This is a genomic window from Falsihalocynthiibacter sp. SS001 (assembly GCF_042445055.1).
Taxonomy (GTDB): Bacteria; Pseudomonadota; Alphaproteobacteria; order Rhodobacterales; family Rhodobacteraceae; genus Falsihalocynthiibacter.
Genome location: NZ_CP170339.1, coordinates 1,265,422 through 1,290,368, shown reverse-complemented (window position 1 = coordinate 1,290,368; position 24,947 = coordinate 1,265,422). Strand labels below are relative to the sequence as shown.

Annotated in this window: 23 protein-coding genes; 7 read left to right on the top strand and 16 right to left on the bottom strand. The window is 54.5% G+C overall.

Going from position 1 to position 24,947, the window contains the following annotated elements; translation table 11 throughout:
- Positions 1–13: 13 nt before the first annotated feature.
- From ACFE33_RS06280 to ACFE33_RS06250, 7 genes are read right to left on the bottom strand one after another with little or no spacing between them, the layout of a single operon-like run.
- Positions 14–1,309 carry an NAD(P)/FAD-dependent oxidoreductase gene (locus tag ACFE33_RS06280; RefSeq protein ID WP_380058176.1) on the bottom strand — a complete coding sequence of 432 codons (1,296 nt, stop codon included), beginning with the start codon at positions 1,307–1,309 and terminating at the stop codon, positions 14–16.
- Complete coding sequence (locus ACFE33_RS06275) at positions 1,309–2,766, bottom strand: NAD-dependent succinate-semialdehyde dehydrogenase (protein ID WP_380058174.1); 1,458 nt, start codon at positions 2,764–2,766, stop codon at positions 1,309–1,311. Before ACFE33_RS06275 ends, ACFE33_RS06280 begins: the two co-directional genes overlap by 1 nt.
- Positions 2,766–4,046 carry a 4-aminobutyrate--2-oxoglutarate transaminase gene (locus ACFE33_RS06270; protein WP_380058172.1) on the bottom strand — a complete coding sequence of 427 codons (1,281 nt, stop codon included), beginning with the start codon at positions 4,044–4,046 and terminating at the stop codon, positions 2,766–2,768. The genes ACFE33_RS06275 and ACFE33_RS06270 overlap by 1 nt, the downstream gene beginning before the upstream one ends.
- 24 nt (positions 4,047–4,070) lie before the next feature.
- A complete protein-coding gene (locus tag ACFE33_RS06265; protein ID WP_380058170.1) occupies positions 4,071–4,751 on the bottom strand; it encodes a type 1 glutamine amidotransferase in 681 nt (226 codons plus the stop codon).
- A gap of 2 nt (positions 4,752–4,753) precedes the next feature.
- On the bottom strand, positions 4,754–5,722 hold the full coding sequence (gene speB / locus ACFE33_RS06260; RefSeq protein ID WP_380058168.1) for an agmatinase: 969 nt from the start codon (positions 5,720–5,722) through the stop codon (positions 4,754–4,756).
- Positions 5,723–5,726: 4 nt separating this feature from the next.
- Entirely contained in the window at positions 5,727–7,037 is a 1,311-nt protein-coding gene (locus ACFE33_RS06255) for an NAD(P)/FAD-dependent oxidoreductase (RefSeq protein ID WP_380058166.1), read from the bottom strand.
- Entirely contained in the window at positions 7,037–8,362 is a 1,326-nt protein-coding gene (locus tag ACFE33_RS06250) for a glutamine synthetase family protein (protein ID WP_380058164.1), read from the bottom strand. Before ACFE33_RS06250 ends, ACFE33_RS06255 begins: the two co-directional genes overlap by 1 nt.
- A gap of 124 nt (positions 8,363–8,486) precedes the next feature.
- Here ACFE33_RS06250 and ACFE33_RS06245 point away from each other — a divergent pair, with 124 nt between their 5' ends.
- Entirely contained in the window at positions 8,487–9,167 is a 681-nt protein-coding gene (locus tag ACFE33_RS06245) for a GntR family transcriptional regulator (protein WP_380058162.1), read from the top strand.
- 45 nt (positions 9,168–9,212) lie between these two features.
- Positions 9,213–10,706 (top strand): aldehyde dehydrogenase, encoded by a 1,494-nt coding sequence (locus ACFE33_RS06240; RefSeq protein WP_380058160.1) that lies wholly within the window; start codon positions 9,213–9,215, stop codon positions 10,704–10,706.
- A gap of 43 nt (positions 10,707–10,749) precedes the next feature.
- Here the strand turns inward: ACFE33_RS06240 and ACFE33_RS06235 are convergent, their stop codons facing one another.
- From ACFE33_RS06235 to ACFE33_RS06225, 3 genes are read right to left on the bottom strand one after another with little or no spacing between them, the layout of a single operon-like run.
- Positions 10,750–12,051 carry an NAD(P)/FAD-dependent oxidoreductase gene (locus ACFE33_RS06235; protein ID WP_380058665.1) on the bottom strand — a complete coding sequence of 434 codons (1,302 nt, stop codon included), beginning with the start codon at positions 12,049–12,051 and terminating at the stop codon, positions 10,750–10,752.
- Positions 12,051–13,439, bottom strand: a complete 1,389-nt coding sequence (locus ACFE33_RS06230) for a glutamine synthetase family protein (protein WP_380058158.1) — start codon at positions 13,437–13,439, stop codon at positions 12,051–12,053. Before ACFE33_RS06230 ends, ACFE33_RS06235 begins: the two co-directional genes overlap by 1 nt.
- A 35-nt stretch (positions 13,440–13,474) precedes the next feature.
- Positions 13,475–14,119, bottom strand: a complete 645-nt coding sequence (locus ACFE33_RS06225) for a GntR family transcriptional regulator (protein ID WP_380058156.1) — start codon at positions 14,117–14,119, stop codon at positions 13,475–13,477.
- 105 nt (positions 14,120–14,224) lie between these two features.
- On the opposite strand from ACFE33_RS06225, the gene ACFE33_RS06220 reads away from it, so the two are divergent.
- Genes ACFE33_RS06220 through ACFE33_RS06205 form a run of 4 tightly spaced genes read left to right on the top strand, consistent with a single transcriptional unit; the run spans position 14,225 to position 18,200 of the window.
- Entirely contained in the window at positions 14,225–15,304 is a 1,080-nt protein-coding gene (locus ACFE33_RS06220) for a polyamine ABC transporter substrate-binding protein (RefSeq protein ID WP_380058154.1), read from the top strand.
- Positions 15,305–15,361: 57 nt separating this feature from the next.
- Positions 15,362–16,492, top strand: a complete 1,131-nt coding sequence (locus ACFE33_RS06215; RefSeq protein WP_380058152.1) for an ABC transporter ATP-binding protein — start codon at positions 15,362–15,364, stop codon at positions 16,490–16,492.
- Between the two features lie 8 nt (positions 16,493–16,500).
- Positions 16,501–17,397 carry an ABC transporter permease subunit gene (locus tag ACFE33_RS06210; protein WP_380058151.1) on the top strand — a complete coding sequence of 299 codons (897 nt, stop codon included), beginning with the start codon at positions 16,501–16,503 and terminating at the stop codon, positions 17,395–17,397.
- Complete coding sequence (locus tag ACFE33_RS06205) at positions 17,394–18,200, top strand: ABC transporter permease (protein ID WP_380058149.1); 807 nt, start codon at positions 17,394–17,396, stop codon at positions 18,198–18,200. Before ACFE33_RS06210 ends, ACFE33_RS06205 begins: the two co-directional genes overlap by 4 nt.
- Positions 18,201–18,216: 16 nt before the next feature.
- Here the strand turns inward: ACFE33_RS06205 and ACFE33_RS06200 are convergent, their stop codons facing one another.
- Entirely contained in the window at positions 18,217–19,368 is a 1,152-nt protein-coding gene (locus ACFE33_RS06200; protein WP_380058147.1) for a fumarylacetoacetate hydrolase family protein, read from the bottom strand.
- Between the two features lie 72 nt (positions 19,369–19,440).
- Entirely contained in the window at positions 19,441–20,127 is a 687-nt protein-coding gene (locus ACFE33_RS06195; protein WP_380058145.1) for a fumarylacetoacetate hydrolase family protein, read from the bottom strand.
- Between the two features lie 222 nt (positions 20,128–20,349).
- On the opposite strand from ACFE33_RS06195, the gene ACFE33_RS06190 reads away from it, so the two are divergent.
- Complete coding sequence (locus tag ACFE33_RS06190; protein ID WP_380058144.1) at positions 20,350–20,724, top strand: glycine zipper family protein; 375 nt, start codon at positions 20,350–20,352, stop codon at positions 20,722–20,724.
- Positions 20,725–20,974: 250 nt separating this feature from the next.
- On the opposite strand, the gene ACFE33_RS06185 is transcribed toward ACFE33_RS06190, so the two are convergent.
- From ACFE33_RS06185 to ACFE33_RS06170, 4 genes are all read right to left on the bottom strand, one after another.
- Entirely contained in the window at positions 20,975–21,991 is a 1,017-nt protein-coding gene (locus tag ACFE33_RS06185) for a zinc-binding alcohol dehydrogenase family protein (protein ID WP_380058142.1), read from the bottom strand.
- The gene (locus ACFE33_RS06180; RefSeq protein WP_380058140.1) at positions 21,988–22,773 is read right to left on the bottom strand and encodes an ATP-binding cassette domain-containing protein; all 786 of its coding nucleotides are present in this window, start codon (positions 22,771–22,773) and stop codon (positions 21,988–21,990) included. The genes ACFE33_RS06185 and ACFE33_RS06180 overlap by 4 nt, the downstream gene beginning before the upstream one ends.
- Positions 22,774–22,836: 63 nt before the next feature.
- Complete coding sequence (locus tag ACFE33_RS06175; RefSeq protein ID WP_380058138.1) at positions 22,837–23,778, bottom strand: ABC transporter substrate-binding protein; 942 nt, start codon at positions 23,776–23,778, stop codon at positions 22,837–22,839.
- 39 nt (positions 23,779–23,817) lie between these two features.
- On the bottom strand, positions 23,818–24,831 hold the full coding sequence (locus tag ACFE33_RS06170) for an ABC transporter permease (RefSeq protein WP_380058136.1): 1,014 nt from the start codon (positions 24,829–24,831) through the stop codon (positions 23,818–23,820).
- Between the last annotated feature and the right edge of the window lie 116 nt (positions 24,832–24,947).

The following is a 24,947-nucleotide window of genomic DNA, read 5'->3' as shown; positions in this document are numbered from 1 at the left end:
CTGCTGGCGGGGACTACCCCGTCAGCTTATCCCTAAGTCGATAATACGCCATTCCCACGGCAATCATCAGACTTCCCATGCTGCGCCCGACCGGCAAGTTCCAGTGGCGCACATTTTCAAACACCGCGAATTCTGAGTCCCCACTCGCCACTTCCTGCGCGGTGAGTTCCGCAAGGATATGGCTCAGCGCAATCCCGTGTCCGGAATAGCCCTGAACATAGAATACGTTGTCGTTTAGGCGCCCTACCTGTGGAATTCGGTTCAGGATGATGCCATCCATCCCCGCCCAGCTATAGTCGATCCCGACCCCTTTGAGACGTGGGAAAGTATGCTCCAGAGCAGGCCGCAGTTCGGCGGCGATATCTTGGCTGTCTCGCCCCGAATAGTTGGTGCCACCACCAAACATAAGCCGATTATCCGCCGTAAGACGATAGTAGTCCAAAACAAACCGACCATCGTAAACGGCAAGGTTTTGCGGGTTGATCGCGGCCGCAACATCCGCGCCAAGCGGCTCTGTTGCCATATTCGCCAAGGACGCAGGAAAGAGCTTACCTTTAAGATCTTTCTGCTCAAGCAGGTGATAGGCATTCCCCGCCATAACGACTTTGTCGGCGGTTATTGTGCCGCCCTCGGTGACAACCTTGGGGCGCGGCCCGTGAACGATGTTCAGGACGCGCGTATTCTCATAGATTTGCGCGCCGAGCGATTGGGCGGCAAGCGCCTCACCGACACAGAGATCAAGCGAATGCACGTGCATATTGTAACGGTTCAACAAACCGCCGATATAAATCTCGGTCTCGAGGTAGTCGCCGATACGCTCTTCGGGGATCATCTCCACATACTCGGCCATTCCGCCCTCGCATCCGCGCTCATAAATCCCTTGTAGCTCGCTTAGGTGCCCCTTGGTGAGTGCCGTTTGAAGGTGCCCGTGGCGCAGATCACACTCGATACCGTATTTCTGGACACGGTTCTTGATGATATCGTGACCACGCCAACGCAACTTCCAAACAAAATCATCCGCGCCATCGCCCAATGTCCGACGGAACTCCCGCTCCATCGCAACATCACCAGAAAGCGATCCGGTTATCTGCCCGCCATTGCGCCCTGTGGCACCCCAACCGATACGGTTCGCCTCACAAAGAGCGACCCGCAGGCCGCGCTCCGCAAGTTCCAGCGCCGTAGCGACACCCGTGAAGCCTCCGCCGATGATGGCGACATCAACGTCAACGTCAGACGCAAGCGAGGCGAACCCATCGGTGTGACGGGCAGTCGCGGCATAGTAACTCGAAGTATGCTCTGCGCCTGCCATTACTGAACTTCACCAAAGCACATGTACTTCAGCTCGAGGAAATCCTCGGCACCATACTTAGAGCCTTCACGACCAAGGCCAGACTGCTTCACTCCACCAAATGGCGCAACTTCGGTCGAGATCAGGCCCGTATTGATACCGACAATCCCAGTTTCCAGAGCCTCAGCCACGCGCCAGATGCGGTTCACATCCTGAGCATAGAAGTACCCAGCCAAGCCGAATTCAGTGTCGTTGGCCATTTCGATCACTTGTTCTTCTGTCTCAAAACGGAAAAGCGGCGCAAGCGGGCCGAAAGTTTCCTCGCGGGTCACCGCCATCTCTGACGTCACATCCGTCAGGATCGTTGGCTCAAAGAACGTTCCGCCCAACTCATGCGGCTTACCACCAAGCGCAACTTTCGCACCTTTGGATGTCGCGTCCTCGATATGCTCTTGGACTTTCAGAACTGCGGCTTCACTAATCAGCGGGCCAGTGGTTACGCCGTCATTAGTCCCATCCCCGATCTTGAGATCAGACATTGCCGCCGCGAGCTTCTTGGCGAACGCATCATAGACGCCTGCCTGAACATAGATGCGGTTGGCGCAAACGCATGTTTGGCCGTTGTTGCGGAATTTCGAGATCATCGCCCCTGCAACCGCCGCGTCGAGATCGGCGTCGTCAAACACGATGAATGGCGCGTTACCGCCAAGCTCAAGGCTCATCTTCTTAATGGTATCCGCGCATTGTTCCATGAGGATTTTGCCAACGCGTGTTGAGCCAGTGAAGGTAATCTTGGCAACCTTGGGGTTTGCACAAAGCTCCTTGCCCGTTGCGGCAGCATCGCTAGATGGAACAATGTTCAACACGCCAGCAGGAACCCCTGCGCGCTCTGCGAGAACACCCATCGCCATTGCGGAAAGCGGGGTAAGCTCGGCTGGGCGCGCCACGAAGGAACACCCAACAGCCAGCGCTGGCGCCACTTTGCGCGCGATCATGGCGTTGGGGAAGTTCCAAGGCGTAATCGAGCCGACAACACCGACGGGTTGCTTCGTAACGAGGATACGCTTGTCACGTTGGTGGCCGGGAATGACGTCACCGTAAATACGCTTGGCCTCTTCGCCAAACCACTCGATGAACGAAGCGCCGTAGAGGATTTCGCCTTTGGCTTCGGCAAGGGGCTTACCCATTTCGGCAGTCAGAATTGCCGCCAGATCGTCGGCGTTCTCCACCATGAGGTCGAACCACTTGCGTAGAACCGCAGCGCGTTCCTTGCCTGTCCACTTGGCCCATTCTTTCTGAGCGGTATAGGCACTATCGATTGCGGCACTCACTGTCTCTACGGGAACATCAACAACCTGTGCGATTTCCTCGCCAGTTGCAGGGTTGATGACCGCGAAGGTCTTGCCAGTTTCGATCCACTCGCCATTCACAAGCGCGCGGGTTTCCAGCAGGCTGGGATCATTAAGAGTAAGGGTCATCAAGCGTCTCCTTTTGCAGCGGCGATGGAGTCCTCAAGGATATCAAGCGCCTCTTGGAATACGTCATCCTGAATTGTGATCGGTGCTAGGAAACGCACAACATTTCCGTACACACCACAAGTCAATAGGATCAGATTCCGTTTGAGCGCCTCAAGCCGAACGCGATTTGTGAAATCCGCATCCGGAGTAGCACCATCAGCCGTGTTAAATTCTGCCGCGATCATAAAGCCCGCGCCACGGACATCAACGATCTGTGGTGTTGTTTCACGAATTTTCGAGAGGCGATCCTTTAGACGAGCGCCAAGCTCGTTCGCACGTGCACAGAGGTTTTCTTCCTCGATCACGTCCAAAACAGCGTGTGCCGCAGCAATGCCCAAAGGATTCCCGCCATATGTGCCGCCGAGCCCACCAGGGTTCGCAGAATCCATGATCTCGGCACGCCCAGTAACCGCCGCGAGGGGCAACCCACCCGCCAGGCCTTTGGCCATTGTAGTGATGTCAGCAGCGACGCCATAGCCTTCCATCGCAAAGTGGTGCCCCGTGCGCGCAAATCCTGTTTGCACTTCGTCCGCGATCATCACGATGCCATGCTCGTCACATAGTTTTCTAACCGCGGTCATCAATTCCTGCGGAGCGGCGTAAAAGCCCCCCTCGCCCTGAACAGGCTCAAGAATGATCGCAGCTACGCGCGCAGGGTCCAAATCAGCTTTGAAGAGTTTGGCGATTGCCGCCAGTGAATCTTCGGTTGAGATGCCATGTACATCCGTTGGGAAAGGAACGTGATACACATCAGGCATCATCGCGCCAAAGCCCTTCTTGTATGGCTCCACCTTACCCGTAAGCGACATGCCCATGAACGTGCGCCCGTGGAAACCACCACCAAACGCAATCACCGCAGGGCGACCAGTATAGGCGCGTGCGACCTTGATCGCATTCTCGACAGCTTCAGCGCCTGTCGTGACGAATGTCGTGCGCTTTTCGAAATCACCGGGCACGAGTGTATTCAAGCGCTCGGCGAGGTGGATATAGTTTTCATACGGCAAGACCTGATGACAGGTGTGCGTAAAGCGGCCAAGCTGGTTCTGTACGGCTTCCATCACTTTCGGGTGACGGTGTCCTGTGTTCACCACGGCGATGCCTGCGGCGAAATCAATGTAACGGGTGCCTTCAACGTCCCAGACCTCGGCGTTCAGCGCCTTATCTGCGTATACTTGCGTGACCATTCCCACGCCACGGGCAATAGCCTTGTTGCGACGATCAGCGATTGCTGCGTTGTTCATGTCGTCCTCCCTCAATGTTGTGGTTCAGGTGCGCTCTGCTTTGAAAAATTTTTCGATTTGATCGGCAAAAGCGAGAGATGTCAGCCCTTCGCTATCTTTTGCCATTGCTTCCTGCCTGATTTCTTCGGGCAAGTTTTTGCCCCGCGTGGCCAAGAGGTCCGCGAAAAACTCCGCTGTGAACTCCGGATGTGGCTGTACGGTCAACGCTTTGTTGCCATAGGCCAAAAACGCGTTCTCACAGAAATCGGAGCTTCCGATAACTTCGGCATCTGCTGGGCGCTCAACCACTTGGTCCTGATGCCATGCGATGATGTTCTGCTCTCCGAATACTTCGGATTGATATTTCTGTGGCCCAACGGACCAACCGCCATCAAACTTCTCGATCTTGCCACCGAGCGCCTGCGCAAGGATTTGATGACCAAAGCAGATACCGACGATCGGCACGCCTTTGGCATATGTTGCGCGCAGGAAATCTTCGAGAGGCGGAATCCAGTCGTGATCCTCATAGACCCCGAACCGCGACCCCGTGATTAACCACCCTTCTGCGTCCGACGGATCGCTGGGAAACACGCCGTCCAGCACAGGATAATTCTTGAATTCAAACCCGCGTTCTTTGAGCAACTCCACAAAGAAACCGTCATAATCGCCGTATGTTCCCTGAATCTCTTCGGGCGAGCGGCCGGTTTGCAGTATTCCGATTTTCATTCTTAAACCTTTCCAACGGGAGCCTGTTTCGCTCCGAGTTGCGCCGCGAGAACACATAGCCAATCATGCGCCACATGCGCGGCGGCAAGGGCCGTTATTTCGGCGTGATCAAATGGGGGCGAAACCTCGACGACATCCATGCCGATCAGGTTCAGCGGAGCAAGTCCACGCACGAACTCAAGCGCCTGCCACGACGCCAAACCGCCGGGAACTGGCGTGCCTGTCCCCGGAGCGAACGCAGGGTCCATACCGTCCACATCAAAGCTCAGATACACAGGGGCGTCCCCTGCCCGCTCGGTCGCCACTTTTAGCGCGGCATCGATACCGTTGCGGTGAATCCAAGGACTCGTGAGAATTTCAAAGCCGTGATCGCTGTTGTTGTACGTACGTAGCCCGACCTGCGTCGAACGACTTACGTCAATGATCCCGTCGCGCGCAGCGCGCGCGAACATGGTGCCGTGATCCATGCGGGTGCCGTCGTCTTCCCATGTGTCGCAATGCGCGTCGAACTGTAGCAACGCTATGGGGCCATGGCGCTCGGCGTGGGCCTTGAGCAGCGGATAGGTGATCGAGTGATCGCCCCCGATTGTCAAAAGCCGCGCGCCAGTAGCGATAATCGCGCGCGCTTGCTCCTCGATTGCCGGTGCGATGGTTTGCGGGTGATGCGGATCAAGAAACACATCCCCAAAATCCACCACCGACAACGCTTGGAATGGGTCGAACCCCCAAGGGAACGCGTCCAACTCTGCAAGCTGAACAGACGCTGCCCGTACAGCTTGTGGTCCAAGCCGACACCCCGGACGGAATGTAACCGCGTTGTCATAGGGAACCCCCATGACGGCCACGTCAACGCCATCCAGATCGCGCGAGTATTTCCGACGAAGGAAGCTCAGCGCCCCGCCATACGTCATCTCATGCCAGCGCCCCTTCGGGTCCGCTTTTCTAAAAGCCTGATCTCCGTTTTGTGTCATGGTCTTACAATCCGAAGCGGTCTTTGAAGCCATAGTACCAAGAGCCGATCACCGAATACGGCACACGGAACATGCGCCCTCCGGGGAACGGTATCCATGGCACATTCGCAAATACATCAAGACGTGTGCGATCACCGTCGATTGCCTCAGAGAGGATGCGCCCGAAGGTATGCGAGCCAGTAACGCCGTGCCCCGAGTAGCCATGCGCAAAGTAGGTATTGTCGTTCAAACGGCCCATTTGCGGAACACGACTAAACGAAAGTGCAAAGTTACCGCTCCATGCGTAATCAATCTTCTTGTCGCGCAGCTCAGGGAACACTTTATCCATGTTCTTACGCAGTTTTGCTTCGATATCCTTGGGATCGGCGCCGCCATAAACAGTGCCGCCGCCGAACAACATGCGTTTATCCGCGGAGAGGCGGTAGTAGTCGAGAATATAGCGAATATCCTCAACGCAGGCATCCGTCGGCATCAGGCGCGCCGCCAGTTCATCGCTAAGTGGTTCTGTCGCCATAACCTGTGTGGAAACTGGCATAACGCGATGCGTAAGTGTCGGAACGACATGCCCAAGGTATGCGTTCCCGCAGAGCACAAGCGTTTTACACGTGACCGAGCCTTGATCTGTTGTAATGACAGGCTTTTTCGCTTCGTAGTTCACATTGCGAACCATCGACATCTCAAAGATTGTCCCGCCATTTTTCTCGAATGCGTCGGCCTCGCCCAAAGCAAGGTTTAGCGGGTGCATATGGCCGCCCGCGTGGTCAATCATACCCCCAGCATAAACGTCCGAACCCACATAATCGCCGATGCGATCAGGGCCGATCATCTCTTGGGTTTTGATGCCATAGCCGCGCCACAACTCAAGCCGCTCTTCGAGTTCACGCATATGCGCGGCGGTATATGCCGTAAAGATGTTGGTTGGCTTAAGATCACACTGGATGTCGTATGTCTTGACGCGCTCACGAATGATGTCGCCACCTTCCATCACCAATCCTGCGACGAAGTTTGCAGTATCTTTGCCGTAACGCCGGTCGATCGTCTGAAGGGAAGCGTTCAACCCGTTAACGATCTGTCCACCATTACGCCCAGATGCACCCCAGCCGATGCGCGCACCTTCAACGATGGCAACATTATAGCCCTTCTCAGCGAGGTGCAGAGCAGTCGAAAGCCCCGAGTAGCCAGCACCAACAACGCAAATATCAAACTCCTGATCGCCAACAAGCGCAGGACGCAAAGTGCGCTCATTCGCGGAGGCGGCGTAATAGCTGGTGGTATGGGCGCCATCGCCCGCGTAGTTCTTTTGTGTAACGGCCATTACACGACCTCCAAATAAGTCTGGTATTCAAATTCCGTCACGGTCTCGAGGAACCGCTGCATCTCTTGGCGCTTGGCTTGAACGATCAACTGCAAAAGCATGGGGTCGAAGATTTTCTTCATAACCTCGCCCTCTTCGAACGCATTAATCGCGAGCGACCAATCCGATGGAATGTCAGGCAAATCCGAGTTGTAAGCGTTCCCAACGAGCGGCGCGGGTGGCTTCAAATTGGCTTCAATCCCCTCTAGTGCCGCACCCAAGATTGCGGTCAGCACTAGATAAGGGTTCGCATCGGCACCAGACACGCGATGCTCAATACGGCGCGCTTTGTTGCTTCCACCTGGAATGCGGATCGCAGCCGTGCGGTTCTCATACCCCCACGCCACCAAGGTCGGAGCATGTGTTTCCGGACGCAGGCGACGATAGCTGTTCAAATGCGGCGCAAAAAGGAGCGTGCTCTCTGGCATTGCAGTTGTGAGGCCCGCAACGGCGGACAGCATAACATCAGAGCCCTCGTCGGTTCCGTCATCAAATACGTTCTCGCCCGCTTCGTTCAACAGAGAGAAGTGTACGTGCAATCCACTGCCCGCGGATTCGCCATGCGGCTTGGCCATAAACGTTGCTGAGCGTCCGTGCGCACGCGCGCACCCTTTTACGATGCGCTTGAACATAAGCGCGTCATCCGCGGCGCGAACAGGATCATCCGTATGGAGAAGGTTAATCTCGAACTGACCTACACCAGTTTCGGAAATTGCGGCATCCGCACGAATTCCGCAAACTTCGCAAGCGGCATAGACGTCATCAAGGAACGGGCCCATCTCTTCGAGATCCTGAACCGACAGTACGTTCTCAGCAGCGAATTTCGGCACGGCGACACCTTCGGTCAACGAGTCCGCGTCTTCTGAGATATCCGCCAGATAGAACTCCAGCTCGGTCGCAACAACTGGACGCAGGCCTTTCTCGGCATAGCGCGCGACAACCGCCGAAAGCGCGTTGCGCGGGTCGCCCGCGTGCGGCTCGCCTGACTCTTCGTATAGGCAGAGCGGCAAAAACCCCGACCCCTCGCCCAACCAAGGCGACGGAACGATCTCGTCGCGCAGCGGACGGCAAACACCATCGCCATCGCCCGACTCAAACACCAGCTCGCTACCTTCGATATCGCGACCCCAGATATCCACTGTCGAAGCAGAAAGAGGCATCCGCAAGGAACCGGAAAAGACCTTATCAATCTGCGAAAAAGGGAGACGCTTGCCGCGATACGATCCGTTGATGTCGCATATCGCAACCATTACCGAATTAAAACGCGCCTCTGACTCGACACTCATGGGGATTCTCCTCAGCTATCAAAGCTGTCAAAATGTGATATCGTTTTGTAACTTGTGATAGCGTTATTGACAAGTGTCAATCGCTCGCTTAAGAAAAATGCATGCAACAGACACCAGACATCTGATGAGTTATTCCATCCCCGAAATAGACAATGAGGGCGACCTGACGAGTCAGGAATACGTCTATGCGCGCCTTCGCAGCGCAATCATGATGGGCGCGATCCCGACAGGTGCGTCACTCACGATGCGCGGCCTTGCCGAACAGCTTGATTTCAGTCCGACCCCGATCCGCGAAGCTCTGCGTCGGCTGAATTCCGAGTCCGCAATCGTGGCACAAGACAACCGGAGAATGCTTATCCCTCCGATGACAGAGGGGCGCTTTGAGGATCTGGTTGCCACGCGTATCACACTGGAATGCCACGCCGCCGCGCGCGCGCTTCCTTATGTATCGGGCGTTCTTATCGACGAGATGCGCGCAATCGACACCGCGATGGACGAGGCCCTCGCCTCACATAACTACGACACCCTCACGGCGCTCAACCATGATTTTCACCATCGCTTGTACTGTGCGAATCCAGATCAAATCTCGATGCCGCTCGTGGAAAGCATCTGGCTCCAACTTGGACCATTTCAACGCGAAGTCATCTCGGAACTTGGGTCATTTTATCAAATTGACCGCCACAAAGAAATTCTGACAGCTCTCGACAACCGCGACGAGGACGCCCTCGTTGCCGCCATCCGCAAAGATATCGAGGACGGTGTCGCAGCCGCAGGTCGCGATGCAATCCAAGCGCGCGAAAACTAATCAGCGCCAGGCGTGATCGCCAGCGCAACCAACTAAGAGGCAACAATGAACAAACCAACGACTATGGATTGGCACGCCGCGGCCAAATCCCTTAAAATCCGCGCTCACGGCATTATCGGTGGCGCAGCCACGCTTGCAAAATCTGGCAAGACTTTCGCCTCGCATAGTCCGATTGACGGCGCGCATTTGGCGGATGTTCCGCTTATGGCGCAAGAGGACGTGGATGCCGCAGTCATCAGCGCGCGCACAGCATTTGATGATGGACGTTGGTCGCACCAACCGCCATCCGCACGCAAGGCAGTCCTCCAACGTTTGGGCGACCTGATCCGCGAAAACCGTGACGAGCTGGCATTGCTGGAAACGCTGGACATGGGCAAGCCGATTTCGGACAGCTTATCCGTGGATGTGCGGGCCGTTGCGAACTGCTTTAGCTATTACGGCGAAGCGCTGGACAAAGTTTATGACGAAGTTGCCCCAACAGGCAAAGATTACCTCGCAATGGTTACCAAAGAGCCTCTCGGTGTTGTCGCCGCAGTTGTTCCGTGGAACTTCCCGATGTTGATGGCAACATGGAAAGTCGCGCCTGCGCTCGCGATGGGGAACTCGGTTATTCTTAAACCTGCCGAGCAGTCCTCGCTTACGGCTATCCGCCTTGCGGAACTCGCTCTCGAAGCGGGCGTGCCAGAAGGTGTGTTCAATGTCGTAACTGGCCTTGGCCCTGATGTTGGGCGCGCGCTTGGCCTTCACATGGATATCGACGGGCTGTTCTTTACGGGCTCAACGCAGGTTGGCAAATTCTTCATGGAATATGCCGCGCAATCGAACCTCAAGAAAATCGGCCTCGAACTCGGCGGCAAAAGCCCGAACATCATCCTCAAGAGCTATCGCGACACTGCGCATGCAGCGCGCACATCGGCAAATTCGGCATGGTTCAATCAGGGCGAAATGTGTACCTGCCCGAGCCGTCTGATCGTTGAGGAATCCGTTCACGACGAGGTTGTCGAGACCCTGAAAGAAGTCGCCAAAGACTACGCTCCAAACGATCCGCTCGATCCCGCCACATCCATGGGTGCCCTCGTCGATGCCCGCCACGCCGAACGCGTGCTTGGATTTGTTGACGCCGCCCGCGCGGATGGCGCGGATGTCGCCATCGGCGGCAAAAAGGCGCGCGAAGAAACAGGCGGAAGCTATGTCGAGCCTACGATCTTTGACAATGTGCGCAACGATATGCGCGTCGCTCAAGAAGAGATCTTTGGCCCAATGGTTTCCGTTATCCCCGTCAAGGACCAAGACGAAGCGATCAAAGTTGCAAACGACAGCCCATACGGCCTTGCGTCGGCGGTGTGGACGGATGATCTCTCGACTGCTCACAAAATGTCAGCGCAGCTTCGGGCGGGTATGGTCTATGTGAACTGCTACGATGCCGATGACATGACAACGCCATTTGGCGGCTACAAGCAGTCGGGCATTGGTCGCGACAAGTCGCTTCATGCGCTTGATAAATACGTTGAGCTAAAGGCGACGTGGATTAAGCTATAACGAATAAGGGCCGCGAAACTTGAATTTCGCGGCCCTTCTATTTTCAGAGTTTGTCTCGCAGAGAATACCAGAGCATCGCCAGAACCAAGAGTGGATGCTGCATCATCTTTCCACCCGGGAAACGCGGCGTCGGGATGTTGGCCATCGCATCGAAGCGTTCGGACTGTCCCGCGATTGCCTCTGCTGCGATCTGCCCCGAGAGCGTCCCGAGCGCAACGCCAGACCCCGAGAACCCCGACATAGATAGGATATTCCCTGCATAGCGTTCGTAGTGCGGCAAACGGTTCATGGTAATACCAAGTGTGCCGCCCCATGCGTGATCAATTTTCACATTTGCAAGCTGGGGGAAAATCTCGGCCAAGGGTTTACGCACCTGTGCCGCAATATCCTTGGGGAAGCGATAACCGTAACTTTCGGTTCCACCAAACAGCAAGCGATTGTCGTCGCTGAACCTGAAATAGTTCACAACGAACTTGGAGTCCGCAACGGCAATATTGCCCTTTATGATCTGCTTTTGCTGCTCGGGCGTCATAGGTTCGGTCGCAACGATATAATTGTTGATCGGCATCACCCGACGCGAAACGTCATTATGCAGATCGCCAATGTATCCATTGCAGGCGAGTACAAGCTGATCCGCTTTGATCGTTGCTTGATCTGTGTGAACGCGCACCTTGGCGCCCTGATCGACCTTTTGGACGCGGCTTAACTCATGGACATTCGCGCCCGCAGCCACGGCCATACGCGCCAGCCCAAGAGCCAATTGAAGCGGATCAATATGGCCCGAGCGGGTGTCCAACGTACCGCCGAAATACGCGTCTGACTTAACGATTTCGCGGATTTCTTCCTGTGGGAGGAAACGGACATGCGGATAATCATATTCCGCATTCAGTTTCTCAGCATAGGAGCGGCTGTGCGACACATAACGCGCACGATGATCCGCGTGAACGATCCCCGGATGGAAATCAGCGTGCACCATATCAGAGGCCGCAAGATCACGAACCAATTCAACGGCTTGCGTACCAATCGTCCAGAGTTCCTTGGCGCGCTCCACGCCGAATTTGGACTCTAGCTCATCTTGGTCAAGGCGCTGACCCTGCCCGACCTGCCCACCGTTACGACCGGAGGCGCCGAACCCGACACGCTGTGCCTCAACAAGCCTCACGTCATATCCGCGCTGTGCAAGATGAAGCGCCGTCGATAGCCCCGTAAAGCCACCGCCGATAACACAGACATCGCAAGAGATTTCACCGGCTGCCGCGGGGAACGCCGAGAGGTGCTCCGCCGCATTGGCATAGTAAGATGGCGGGTATTTACCCGCCACATCATTCGCAGTCAGAAGATCCATCAAACGTTCAACAACAGATGTTGCCGCTCCCATGGGGAAATTTCACGCTGATATTCTTCGTTCTCGGCACGTTTGATATCGAGATAGAGCTGGCAGAATTCCTTGCCCAGAATATCCCAAATCTCGGGTGCGTCTTCGAACAGGTCGAGCGCTGCGTTCAAGCTTGGTGGCAAGCGGTCTTCTGTATCCCACACCTCGTTACGAGCTTCGGCGCGTGGTTCGATCTTGTTCTTCATCCCCAAGAGCCCGCAAGCTAAGGATGCCGCAATCGCGAGATAAGGGTTACAGTCCATCCCGATCACACGGTTCTCGACGCGGCGCGCAGAAGGCGGAGAATGCGGAACCCGCAGACCCGTTGTGCGGTTGTCAGCGGCCCACTCCACGTTGGCAGGTGCGCTTTGACCATCTACAGTGATGCGACGATACGAGTTGATATAGGGGGCCAGCAAAGGCACCGCCTGCATCAGGTATTTCTGCGAGCCACCCAAGAAGTGATAGAACTTATCCGACGGCGAACCATCCTTGTTCGAGAAGATGTTCTGACCTGTCTTTTTGTCGACAATCGACTGGTGAAGGTGCATTGCACTTCCTGGCTCGTCGCGGATCGGCTTGGCCATAAAGGTTGCGAACACACCGTTTTTGAGCGCGGCTTCACGGATTGTGCGCTTGAAGTAGAACACCTGATCCGCGAGTTGAAGCGGGTTGCCGTGCTGTAGGTTGATTTCAATCTGACCAGCACCGCCCTCTTGGATCACGGTATCAATCTGAAGGCCTTGCTCCTCGGCGTAGTCATAGATCGTGTCGATGACGGGGCCGTATTCGTCCACAGCCGACATCGAGAACACCTGACGCCCCACACTCTTGCGGCCTGTCCGTCCGATTGGAGGCTCGATGGGTTCGTTTGGATCTACGTTCGGTTTAGCCAGATAAAACTCAAGCTCTGGCGCCACGACGGGACTTAATCCAAGCTCATCATACTTGGCCAAGATGTTCCGCAACACGTTACGCGGCGCAATCTCGAGGTCCTCGCCCGCACGCGTTTTCATGTCACAGATAACCTGCAAGGTCGGCTCTCCTGCCCAAGGCGCAGCAGAAGCCGTAGACATATCCGGCACAAGCAGGATGTCGCGCTCAAGCCATTGGTTCTCGATTTCCATATCGACGTATTCGCCAGAGATCGTCTGGTAGAAGAGAGAAATCGGAAGATAGAGTGTTTCTTCGGGCGTGAATTTATTCGCCGGCATTGCTTTACCGCGCGACGTCCCCACGAGATCTGGAATGATGCATTCGACCTCATCTAAGGTCTGGTCATCCAGATAATCCAAGAATGCACTCGGCAGCGCATCCACCCACGATTCGGGTTTCTTAGTTTTTTTTCGTTTTGCCACGTGATGCTTCCTTATGAGATCATTTGATCATATTTTTAGTTTAGTGCGGCGGTTGCCAAAGACAAGCTCTGCTCCAAGTCGCCGCGCATGGCCAATGAGGCCGCTTCATGGTCTGAGTTTTCCAGAGCGTTTAGGAGCTCGGAGTGTTTATCTGGTAGATTCGCCGTACCGTACCGCCCACAGTTAACACGTAGGCTCGGCCCCACTTGCACCCAAAGTGCCAATGCGACTCGGAAGAGCACCGGGGCTTTCGCCAGTGCGTAGATCTGAAAGTGAAAGCGGTTATTCCGCTCTAGATATGTCTCGACGTCACCTGAGTTGATTGCCGTATCGATTTCATGATCGATTTCGCGCAAGTTAGCAATATGCCTTTTATTTATGCGTTTTATCGCCCTACTCGTAAGCTCCGGCTCAACTTTTAGACGCAAAAAATAAATGTCTCGCAAATTCTGAGCATCAAGTTCCGGCACAACAACACGACGATTCCCCAGTGTTCCAAGGGCATTTTCGGCGGTTAGACGTCGAATTGCTTCGCGCACCGGCGTCATGCCAACGCCCAGATGCTCAGAGAGGCCCATGATCGTAAGCGGCTGTCCGGGCGCGAAACGCCCAAGCAAAATCATATCGCGCAAACGCTCGTAAACGGCCTGATGCTCTGGGATTTTTCTCGTTTCGGTCATTATTTTTTCTACCAGCAACTTCGGTCTCGTTTCACATTTTTTACGAAATTTGTTGCAATTGTCAAACTTTTGATCAAATTATTCAGAACATACTTGGAGGTTGAAATGAAAATAATACCCATCACGGTCGCGATGAGCATCGCTGCGACAGCGGCCAGCGCCCAAGAAGTTCGCGTCTATAACTGGTCTGATTATATCGACGAAGAACTGCTAAGCGCGTTCGAACAAGAAACGGGCATCAAGCTCATCTACGACGTGTTCGACAGCAACGAAGTGCTCGAGACAAAAATGCTGACTGGCGACTCTGGCTATGACGTTGTTGTGCCGACCGCTGACTTCCTTCAGCGTCAAGTTCAAGCGGGCGCGTTCCAGAAGTTGGACAAATCGAAACTCCCGAACATCTCGAACATGTGGGATATGGTCGAGGAGCGCACCGCGCAATACGACCCCGGAAACGAATACTCGATCAACTACATGTGGGGCAGCACCGGCCTCGGCATTAACGTTGACAAGGTAACAGAAGTTCTGGGCGATGATGCGCCATTGAGCAGCTTGGACCTCGTGCTTAAGCCAGAGAACATGGAAAAGCTCGCAAGCTGTGGTGTATACTTCCTTGATGCACCTACCGAGATCATCCCGATGACACTGAAGTTCCTCGGCGAAGATCCCGACAGCAATGATCCCGAGATCATTCAAAAGGCTGAGGACACACTTCTTGCGGTGCGTCCATACATCAAGAAGTTCCACAGCTCCGAATACATCAACGCACTGGCAAACGGCGACATCTGTGTTGCAGTTGGTTGGTCTGGTGACATCCTTCAAGCGCGTGATCGTGCAGACGAAGCGGACAACGGCGTAAACATCGCCTATAACGCATTCGCTGAAGGCTCACTCATGTGGTTCGACCAGATGGCGATCCCTGTAGACGCTCCTAACCCAGAAGGCGCGCACGCATTCTTGAACTTCATCATGGATGCCGAGAACATGGCTGCGGCCTCTAACTATGTTTACTATGCGAATGGTAACAAAGCGAGCCAGGAGTTTCTGCTTGAGGACGTGATTGGTGACACAGCGATTTACCCAGATGAGGAAACGCTGAACAACCTTTACACCAAATCGCCCTACCCGGCAAAAGTCCAACGCGTTGTGACGCGTCTTTGGACCAAGGTTAAATCTGGAACCTAATTTGCATCAAAACCCGCCCGAGCTTAACGGCTCGGGCGATTGCTTTGGAAAGACCACATGAACCAGAACACTACTTTTGCCCCTTGGGCAGATCCGAACGCCAAGCCGCTGATCACATTTGATAATGTAACCAAGCGCTATGGCACCTTCACCGCTATCGAGAAGATGAACCTGTCGATCTATCCAAGAGAGTTTTTTGCGCTCCTTGGGCCATCCGGATGCGGCAAGACCACCTTGATGCGTATGCTCGGAGGGTTTGAAGAGGTCAGCGAAGGCACCATCACAATCGACGGCCAGAACATGAAGGGCATCCCCGCAAACAAGCGCGCGGTGAATATGATGTTCCAATCCTACGCACTGTTTCCGCACCTCACCGTTGCGGATAACCTTGCATTTGGCCTGAAACGATCTGACATGCCCAAGTCCGAAATCGACGGCCGTGTCGAAGAAATGCTGCGCTTGGTACAGCTTCAAAAATTCGCGAAACGCAAACCGCATCAACTTTCTGGTGGTCAGCGTCAACGCGTCGCCCTTGCACGGGCCTTGGCCAAAGCGCCAAAACTGCTCCTTCTCGACGAGCCGCTCGGCGCTCTCGACAAGAAGCTCCGTCAGGAAACCCAGTTCGAACTGATGGACATTCAGGAAAAAACGGGCACGACATTCGTGATCGTGACCCATGACCAAGAAGAAGCCATGACAATGGCCAGCCGCATCGCCGTGATGGACCACGGTAACCTTATTCAGGTCGACACACCCGATCGCGTCTACGAAGCTCCAAACTCGGTGTATGTGGCCGACTTCATCGGTGACGTGAACATCATCGAAGGCACAGTCGCCCGCCTCGAAAACGATGAGGCCGAGCTAAGCTGGGCCGAAGGTCAGCCGAGCATCCGCGCACTTGCTGGGTCCGGAATCGACAAGGGTGCCTCGGCAGCTTTTGCAATCCGCCCCGAAAAGGTCGCCATTGCAACCGAAGATCCAACAGATCGCCATAACCGCGTTCAGGGCCACGTCGAGGATATCGCGTACCTCGGGAATATCTCGACCTATTACGTTCGTCTTGAGAACGGCACTCTCATCAAAGCGCAAACAGCCAACAACCGCCGCATCGCGCGCCGCAATATCACGTGGAAAGACAAGGTCTGGCTCTCGTGGACGGACACCGCCGGCATTGTGCTACAGCGTTAGGAGACGGCATGAAACTATCTCGCTTATTCCTGATTGGTGTACCTTTTGCGTGGCTCTTGGTGCTGTTCCTTATTCCGTTTGCGATTGTCTTCAAGATTTCGCTTTCGGATATTGCGCTTTCGATTCCACCCTACACGCCAACGCTGGATATTTCTGAAGGCTGGAACGGATTTGTTGCGTTCATCAAGGAGCTCGACTTTGAAAACTACTGGTTCCTGACGCAAGATGATCTTTACTGGAAAGCATATCTTTCTAGCCTGCAAATCGCTCTAATTTCCACGCTTCTGACGCTCATGGTCGGGTTTCCTATTGCCTATAGTATGGCCAAGGCTCCCGATGAATGGCGTCCGAGCTTGATGCTTCTGATCATTCTGCCGTTCTGGACAAGCTTTCTGATCCGCGTCTACGCGTGGATGGGCATTCTTTCGACCGAAGGGTTCCTGAACCAACTGCTGCTATGGACTGGCCTGATTTCCGAGCCATTGGAGATTTTGAACACGAACACAGCGGTCTATATCGGCATTGTCTATACGTATCTGCCGTTCATGGTTCTGCCGATCTACTCTGCACTTGAGAAGATGGACGGAACACTCCTCGAAGCGGCCGAGGACCTTGGCTGTACACGCACCTCGGCGTTCTGGGCCGTAACCGTTCCACTCTCCAAACCAGGTGTCGTCGCAGGCTGTTTCCTCGTTTTCATTCCAGCACTCGGAGAGTTTGTAATTCCGTCGCTCTTGGGTGGTTCGGAAACGCTGATGATCGGTAAGGTCCTCTGGGAAGAGTTCTTCTCGAACCGTGACTGGCCCGTTGCATCTGCGGTAGCAACGATCCTGCTCTTGCTTCTTATCGTTCCGATCGTGCTGTTCCAGCGCAACGAGCAAAAACAAAGGGAGGCCGGCCGATGAGACGCCTATCTGGTTTCAATATCGTCGCCCTCACTCTGGGGTTTGCGTTCCTGTACATTCCAATCCTGATCCTGATTATCTTTAGCTTCAACGAGTCAAAGCTGGTGACGGTATGGGCGGGGTTCTCGACCAAATGGTACGGGGAACTGTTCCAAAACCAAGCCTTTCTTGATGCGGCTTGGGTCACGGTTAAGGTTGGGTTGTTCTCGTCAACGATTGCGACGGTACTCGGGACGCTTGCCGCCTTTGTATTGGTGCGATCCGGTCGGTTCTATGGGCGTACGCTCTTTTCGGGGATGATCTATGCGCCACTCGTGATGCCAGAGGTAATCACTGGTCTGTCGCTCTTGCTGCTGTTCATCTCGATCGGAATGCCGCGCGGCGTGACGACGATCGTTCTGGCGCACGCGACGTTCTCGATGTGCTATGTATCGGTGGTGGTTTCGGCACGCATGGCGTCGTTTGACCGCTCGCTCGAAGAGGCCGCTTATGATCTGGGTTGTTCGGGTTGGGACGCATTCAAGAGCGTCACGCTTCCCATTATCGCCCCCGCGGTGATCTCGGGCTGGCTCTTGGCGTTCACGCTTTCGCTGGATGATCTGGTAATCGCGAGCTTTACTGCGGGGCCGTCATCGACCACCTTGCCGATCAAGATCTACTCGTCGGTGCGTTTGGGCGTCAGTCCTGAAATCAACGCCCTATCGACGATCATTATCGGGATTGTCACGGTCGGCGTCATCACCGCGTCGCTCGTATCAAAACGAGCGATCGCGAGACAACAGGCCGCCGAACGCGAGGCCTAGAAAACGGCGTCAGCCCCTAGAGCAACCCACGCTTTGCAAGGTTGCGCATTAGGTGGCTGACGCCAAAACGCCACTCAGCACATTCCGTCGAAAGACGCACAGTATTCTGCAAGCGCCCAAGCCCCTTCGCAGAAATCGTCACAACATCTCCGAGCTTATGCGTGAACCCTTCGCCGGGAACATCACGGTCCTGTGTTGGTGCAAAAAGCGTCCCAAGGAAAAGCACAATCCCGTCGGGATATTGGTGATGAGGGCCCAATGTCTGGCGCACTAGATCGGCTGGATCACGGCTAATTTCACGCATGGAGGAATGCCCCTTGAGGGTAAATCCATCTTCGCCCGTCACCGTCAGGTCCAATTCGGCCTCGCGAACATCGTCTAGCGAATACCCATCATCGAACAAGCGGATAAACGGCCCGATTGCACAGGAAGCGTTGTTATCTTTTGCCTTTGAGAGGAGGAGAGCGCTGCGCCCCTCTACATCGCGCAGGTTCACATCATTGCCCAATGTCGCACCCACAATGCGCCCGTCAGACGATACCGCCAGCACGACTTCTGGCTCTGGGTTGTTCCAGTTTGAAATCGGGTGCAGGCCGACTTCGGCGTTTGGGCCGACAGACGACAAAATCTGCGCCTTGGAGAAGACTTCTGCGTCAGGACCAATACCCACTTCGAGATACTGGCTCCAAAGCCCCTCGCCGATCAGCGCCTCCTTCACCTTCTCCGCCTGCTCGGAACCGGCTTCGATATCCCGAAGGCTGTTGCCGATCACTGCCCCGACTCGTGCGCGGATGGCCTCGGCGGCTTGGGGATCGCCCGCTGCGCGCTCCTCAATAACGCGCTCAACCATCGAACTTGCAAATGTCACGCCGCACGCCTTGACCGATTGCAAATCACACGGCGCGATGAAATGTGTCTGGCTCAAATCGCCTGCGGGTGCAGCCTCCAAATCCGCAAGCGCGCCGATATCTACTCCTTCAGCGGTGCGTACGTATGCGGTGGGATCATCCATTTCACAGATATCACGCACCAACGGTGCCGCTTTAGATGTAATGTCTATCACCCGCCCTTCGCGCAGCGTTACAACGGACGGCCCCTGTGCCGCCGCATCCCATACGCGCCCGATATAGGTGCCCTGAAGTTCAGATTGATCGTTGAAAAATGTCATAGTCTCCGCCCCAATTAGTCGATTGCCTATATCTCTTAATCCGTTCCTTCCGCCATGAATAGTGCCGTAACGTCAAGCAACCTGAACTTCGAGTTCGCCGACCCCTTCGATGGTTGCGATCATACGGTCTCCGACGTTTACCCGCCCCACACCTGAAGGTGTCCCAGAAAGGATCACATCCCCCGCCGCAAGGGTAAAATATTGAGACAAATAGGAAATGATTTCGGGCGTTTTCCAGATCATCTGGCTCAGATCGCCCTCCTGTCGTACGTCCCCGTTCACCGTCAGCGCGATATTGCCCTGTGTGGGGTGGCCGATCTTGGTGACTGGATAAATCGGGGAAATAGGCGCGGATCGCTCGAATGCCTTGCCGATTTCCCATGGCCGCCCAGCCTTCTTCATCTCGGCCTGAAGATCTCGCCGCGTCATATCGAGACTAACGCCATAACCGAACACATGAGACAGTGCATCATCGACGCCAATGTTCGAGCCTCCCGCGCCCAACATGACCGCCAATTCAACCTCGTGATGCACATCACTCGTTTCTTCGGGATATGGGAAAATTCCAGATGTATCGAGATTATCTGGGTTCTTCTGAAAGAAAAACGGTGCCTCGCGATCGGGATCATACCCCATCTCGACAGCATGCGCCGCATAGTTGCGGCCGATACAATACACCCTTCTTACGGGGAAACGCGCATCTGTGTTGATGATCGGCAAAGCTATGGTCTGCGGGGGGGTAAAAGCGTATTCGGTCATGTTTCTCCCAATCCTGATACGCCAGCATTACGGTGCTGACCCCTTCAAATCAATCTTGCGCTCACAGAACAAAATCGTCATGTTTCAAGGGTTGGCATATCTTTGCCGAACGAATGTACGACTTAATTGATTTAAAACACCTAAGCCCCTAAGCTTGCGAAGTATTGTGTCTGTTCAATACAAGCAGGCCGAATAATAATAGTAGATCTGAAAGGGTTCATCATGCGCAACCTTCTAAAAATTTCTTCCATCCCTCTTGTTCTTGCCGTAGCTGCCTGCGGCAACACTGGTTCGAACTATCAACCAGTAATCGACGGCCCAGTAAGCGCGAACTACGGCGCTGACCTTGCACAATGTCAAAACCTCGCCGCACAACAAGGTGCTCTCGCAAGCGACACAGCAGCTCAGGTTGCAACCGGTGCTGGTGTAGCAGCAGCAGGTACAGCTGTATTTAACAACAATAACAACAACGTTCGTGACGCCGCAGCACTCGGTGCACTCGCAGGCCTAACAGCAGGCGCGCTTGAGCAAAACTCGAACAAAGAAGTGATCATCCGCAACTGCATGCGTCAGCGCGGCTATAAAGTCGTTGGCTAAAGCCAAGATACGAAGGGCCTGACGCCCTAAGGATCAAACAGCCGAAGCGCACATGCGTTTCGGCTGTTTTTGTTTGTGAAGTTGAGTATTCACTACTTAAGTAATGCGCCCTAAACGACTAGTATTATGCGTTTTGCCATCGCCTGATGTGCGGCCATTTCTCAGTTTGCAAAAATTGAGTTTTCCACTTTGCAAATGCCGAGTTCTTGCAAGCGACCAACCATCAGCGAAACGCGGAAGCTCAAAGCGGCTAGCCTTTAAGCTCAACAATAACCTTAATCAGGTCCGCTCGATCCGATGCAAGATCGCCGAATTGCTGCGACAGTTCCTCAAGTGAAAGCACGCTAGAGCACAGCGCCTCCGCATCTATCAACCCGTTGCGGAATGCCTCCATAACACAATCAAAATCAGACTTTAACGCATTACGGCTCCCGATTAAGCGCATCTCTCGCTTGTGGAATTCGGGATCGCTGAAGGTAATATCGTCCTTTACCACGCTCACAAGTACGTAAGACCCGCCATGCGCGACAGCCTTGAAACCTGCCTCTATGGCACCTCCATGCCCCGTGGCATCAAACAGTACATCATAGCCGTCACCACCCGTTGCGGAGAGCGCGGCATCTACCGAGGTATGACCAACCTCCAAGCCGAACTTTCTCGCCGCCATATCGAGCCGCGCTTCGCTTAAATCGAGTAGGTCAACCTCTGCTCCCTTCAGGCGTGCGAATAGCGCCGTACCGATCCCAATCGGGCCCACTCCCGTCACCAAAACGCGATCCCCCTCGCCCACCTCTGAGCGCCGCACCGCATGCGCACCAATCGCAAGGAACTCGGTCATTGCGGCCTGTAACGGCGTCAATCCATCAGCAGGATAAAGATTGCCCGCAGGCACCGCCAACTGGGCAGCCAGCCCACCATCGCGATGCACACCAAGAACCTCGATCTGATAGCAACAGTTCGGCTTGCCGCGCTCACACGCCCGACAGGAGCCACATGCCAAATAGGGGTTCACAACGACGAGATCACCCGCGTTCCACCCCTCGGCCTCACGCGTAACACGCCCGCAAAGCTCGTGGCCAATGACGCGCGGGTAGGCAAGAAATGGATGCTTGCCCTCAAGAATGTGATAGTCCGTGCCGCACATCCCGACCGCGCAGATATCAATTAGCACCCAACCCTCGGGGATATCTGATGGCAACGGTCGCTGCTCAATTGCGAATTGTCCCGGCTCGATGACAACCCCAACGTTCATGGTTTTCGCGCTCATTTACTCGGCCCCCGTGGCGCCCAATCATCCGGCAAACTGCCTTTGATGATAAGGCTGAGAATATCATCCTTGTTGACGTCTTCGATTTTGAACGCCCCGACATTGCGCCCTTTATTCATGACCATCACACGATCACAAAGTTCGAACACGTCATGCATATCATGACTGATCAGAAAAATCCCAATTCCCTCCGCCTTGAGGCGCCGCGTAAGGTCCGCAACCATGGCGGTTTCCGATGGGCCAAGCGCCGCTGTGGGCTCATCCATGATCAGAACTTTGGCCTGAAAATAAATCGCACGCGCAATCGCAATGACCTGACGCTGCCCGCCCGAAAGTTTGGCAACAGGGTCCTTCAGGTTTTTGAAGTTGGGGTTAAGTTGGCGCAGCGCGTCCTTTGTTTCGGCGTGCATTCGGGCCTCGTCGAGGTTACCGAACCTCGTCTTTAACTCACGTCCAAGAAATAGGTTCGCCGCAGCATCCAGATGATTTGCCAGTGCCAAGTTCTGATAGATCGTTTCGATACCGTATTTTTTGGCGTCTTGCGGAGTCTGTAAATCCGCCAATTCACCGTTTACACGGATCGTCCCCTCGTTCGCTTTCATCGCTCCTGACAGGATACGCATCAGGCATGACTTGCCCGCACCGTTATGGCCAAGCACCCCGACGACCTCCCCCGGATAGAGATCGGTGGAAACGCCTTCAACAGCATGAATACCGCCAAAGCGCTTGTAGATATCAGACATCTCAACCAGTGGTGTCCGCGATTGTTCGGAGTCGAGCATGGAAATTCCTGTAGGCAAGTGTTGTTATGGCCAGCGAATACACTTCCGCTGGCCAACGCACATTTAGTATAGAACGTTTTGTGCTTCGGGAGCGTCGATGTTCTCTTTAGTGACCATAATCACGCCTGTGTCGATAAAGTCTTCGACTTCGTTGCCCGCCAGAATGTCGATCACAGCATTAACGCCTAGCTCACCCATCTGGAACGAACCCTGCACAGCCGTCGCAAGCAGCGTGCCACTCTTGACCATATCCTGCAAGTCGGCGTTGCCATCAAAACCAATCGCGGTCAGTTGACCGGCCTTGCCAGCTTGCTCAATCGCGCGGCCCATGCCAATCGCTGTTGGCTCGTTCGCACCAAATATACCAACCAGATCACCATTTGCGGCAAGCGTATCAGTTGTCTGGTTCAACGCAGTTGCCATTTGCGATTGCGAGTAAAGTGGGCCAACGATCTCGATGTCAGAGTTCGCATCAATGTAGTCAACAAAACACCCGACACGACCAATTTCGGAACCAACACCAGCAACATACGACATGACCGCAACTTTGCCCGTGCTACCCGCATTATCGATCATCAACTGAGCAGCTTGTTCGCCTGCTGCGCAGTTATCCGTGGAAAGGAACGTTTGGTAATACTGCTCGCTCCCTTCGGCCAATCCGCTGTCTATAATCGCAACAGGAATGCCCGATTCAAATGCACGCTTCACCACGGGTGCCAGCGCTTCTGGGTCCGAAGGCGCCAGAACAATCGCCGAAACGCCACGGTTAATCGCGTTCTCAACAAGCGACACCTGATCTGCAACAGCAGACTCAGAAGCAGGCCCGTTGAAAGACAAAGTATGCTCGCTCTGCCCTTCGATTGCCGCTGTCGCGCCTTTGTTTACGTTCTGCCAGAAATTCGAGTTCGTCGTCTTGACGATCACCGCGATCTCGCCCGCAGATGCGATCGACGCGGACAGTGCAAGAACACCAGTGGCAAGTGCAGTCGTTAGTGTTTTCTTCATGGTTTCCTCCCTTATGAAGATTTAGTTTTCATTTATGGTTCAGTTTCGGTTGCGGATTTGATCCACGTAGACGGCACCAATCACCACGATGCCGATAATGATTTGCTGGATGAACGCAGAGGTGCCAGCCATATTCAAACCGTTGCGCAAGACTCCGATAATAAACGCGCCGATCATACTTCCCGAGATGCTACCGACCCCGCCCATGAGGGATGCGCCGCCGATTACCGATGCTGCGATTGCGTCGAGTTCGTACATGACGCCTTCATTTGGCTGTACTGTCACAAGACGCGACATCAGCACCATGCCAGCCAACCCTGCCAGCGCTCCGGACGCCGAATAGGCCCAGATTTTCGTACGCGCGACGTTCACACCCGAAAGGCGCGCGGCTTCTTCGTTAGAACCAACCGAGAAAATATGCCGCCCGATCTGGCGGCGCTGAAGCAGGTATCCCCCCAAAAGCGCCATTACCAATAGCAACACCGCAGGATAAGGAATGCCGGGAAAAATGACCTTCGGAAAGCCGTTCGCCTGCATCTCGACAACGCGAAAGAACGAACCATTTCCCAGCTTGCCGAATGCTTCGCCAAGGCGGCTGATCGGTGCTGCACCAGTTAGCTGCAAGGCAACCCCGCGTGCGATCATCATCATTCCCAAGGTCGCCACAAAAGGCGTAATCCGCATCTTGGTAATGACCAGACCGTTCACAAACCCACATAAACCACCGGTAACAATTCCCAGCGCCATCGCAGGAACAACAGGCATACCAGCCTTGATAACGAGCCCCGCGACGACGCCAGAAAGCGCAAGCACAGAACCCACGCTCAGATCAATGCCACCCGTAATGATGACAAGCGTCATCCCAATCGCCAACAAACCGATCACCGCAGTTTGCAGCAAAATCGTAAGGCCATTATTCACCGAAAAGAACGCAGGGCTCATAAATGAAAACACAACCACCAGCAAAACCAGCGTGATAACCGCCGACAATTTGTGGAGCGCCGCCCCTTTGGGCATGAGCCGTTTTGTTGTTCCCACCTGCGTATCTGACATATTCTCTTCCCTTCAAAAGCCCACCTCTGGCTTTAATAATAATAAACCGTATTGACGCCCCTTGCCGAGGTCAATTGTTTTTAATTATTTTTGTACATTACGTAAAAAACAGCTAG

Excerpts from the sequence above, each read along its gene's own strand:
- ACFE33_RS06275 (WP_380058174.1), bottom strand. The coding sequence starts at position 2,766 with ATGACCCTTACTCTTAATGATCCCAGCCTGCTGGAAACCCGCGCGCTT.
- speB (WP_380058168.1), bottom strand. The coding sequence starts at position 5,722 with ATGACACAAAACGGAGATCAGGCTTTTAGAAAAGCGGACCCGAAGGGG.
- ACFE33_RS06235 (WP_380058665.1), bottom strand. The coding sequence starts at position 12,051 with ATGGATCTTCTGACTGCGAATGATGTGGCGGGTAAATACCCGCCATCT.
- ACFE33_RS06270 (WP_380058172.1), bottom strand. The coding sequence starts at position 4,046 with ATGAACAACGCAGCAATCGCTGATCGTCGCAACAAGGCTATTGCCCGT.
- ACFE33_RS06210 (WP_380058151.1), top strand. The coding sequence starts at position 16,501 with ATGAAACTATCTCGCTTATTCCTGATTGGTGTACCTTTTGCGTGGCTC.
- ACFE33_RS06225 (WP_380058156.1), bottom strand. The coding sequence starts at position 14,119 with ATGACCGAAACGAGAAAAATCCCAGAGCATCAGGCCGTTTACGAGCGT.
- ACFE33_RS06250 (WP_380058164.1), bottom strand. The coding sequence starts at position 8,362 with ATGAGTGTCGAGTCAGAGGCGCGTTTTAATTCGGTAATGGTTGCGATA.
- ACFE33_RS06240 (WP_380058160.1), top strand. The coding sequence starts at position 9,213 with ATGAACAAACCAACGACTATGGATTGGCACGCCGCGGCCAAATCCCTT.
- ACFE33_RS06280 (WP_380058176.1), bottom strand. The coding sequence starts at position 1,309 with ATGGCAGGCGCAGAGCATACTTCGAGTTACTATGCCGCGACTGCCCGT.
- ACFE33_RS06180 (WP_380058140.1), bottom strand. The coding sequence starts at position 22,773 with ATGCTCGACTCCGAACAATCGCGGACACCACTGGTTGAGATGTCTGAT.
- ACFE33_RS06170 (WP_380058136.1), bottom strand. The coding sequence starts at position 24,831 with ATGTCAGATACGCAGGTGGGAACAACAAAACGGCTCATGCCCAAAGGG.
- ACFE33_RS06255 (WP_380058166.1), bottom strand. The coding sequence starts at position 7,037 with ATGGCCGTTACACAAAAGAACTACGCGGGCGATGGCGCCCATACCACC.
- ACFE33_RS06220 (WP_380058154.1), top strand. The coding sequence starts at position 14,225 with ATGAAAATAATACCCATCACGGTCGCGATGAGCATCGCTGCGACAGCG.
- ACFE33_RS06205 (WP_380058149.1), top strand. The coding sequence starts at position 17,394 with ATGAGACGCCTATCTGGTTTCAATATCGTCGCCCTCACTCTGGGGTTT.
- ACFE33_RS06190 (WP_380058144.1), top strand. The coding sequence starts at position 20,350 with ATGCGCAACCTTCTAAAAATTTCTTCCATCCCTCTTGTTCTTGCCGTA.
- ACFE33_RS06200 (WP_380058147.1), bottom strand. The coding sequence starts at position 19,368 with ATGACATTTTTCAACGATCAATCTGAACTTCAGGGCACCTATATCGGG.
- ACFE33_RS06185 (WP_380058142.1), bottom strand. The coding sequence starts at position 21,991 with ATGAGCGCGAAAACCATGAACGTTGGGGTTGTCATCGAGCCGGGACAA.
- ACFE33_RS06215 (WP_380058152.1), top strand. The coding sequence starts at position 15,362 with ATGAACCAGAACACTACTTTTGCCCCTTGGGCAGATCCGAACGCCAAG.
- ACFE33_RS06175 (WP_380058138.1), bottom strand. The coding sequence starts at position 23,778 with ATGAAGAAAACACTAACGACTGCACTTGCCACTGGTGTTCTTGCACTG.
- ACFE33_RS06245 (WP_380058162.1), top strand. The coding sequence starts at position 8,487 with ATGAGTTATTCCATCCCCGAAATAGACAATGAGGGCGACCTGACGAGT.
- ACFE33_RS06265 (WP_380058170.1), bottom strand. The coding sequence starts at position 4,751 with ATGAAAATCGGAATACTGCAAACCGGCCGCTCGCCCGAAGAGATTCAG.
- ACFE33_RS06195 (WP_380058145.1), bottom strand. The coding sequence starts at position 20,127 with ATGACCGAATACGCTTTTACCCCCCCGCAGACCATAGCTTTGCCGATC.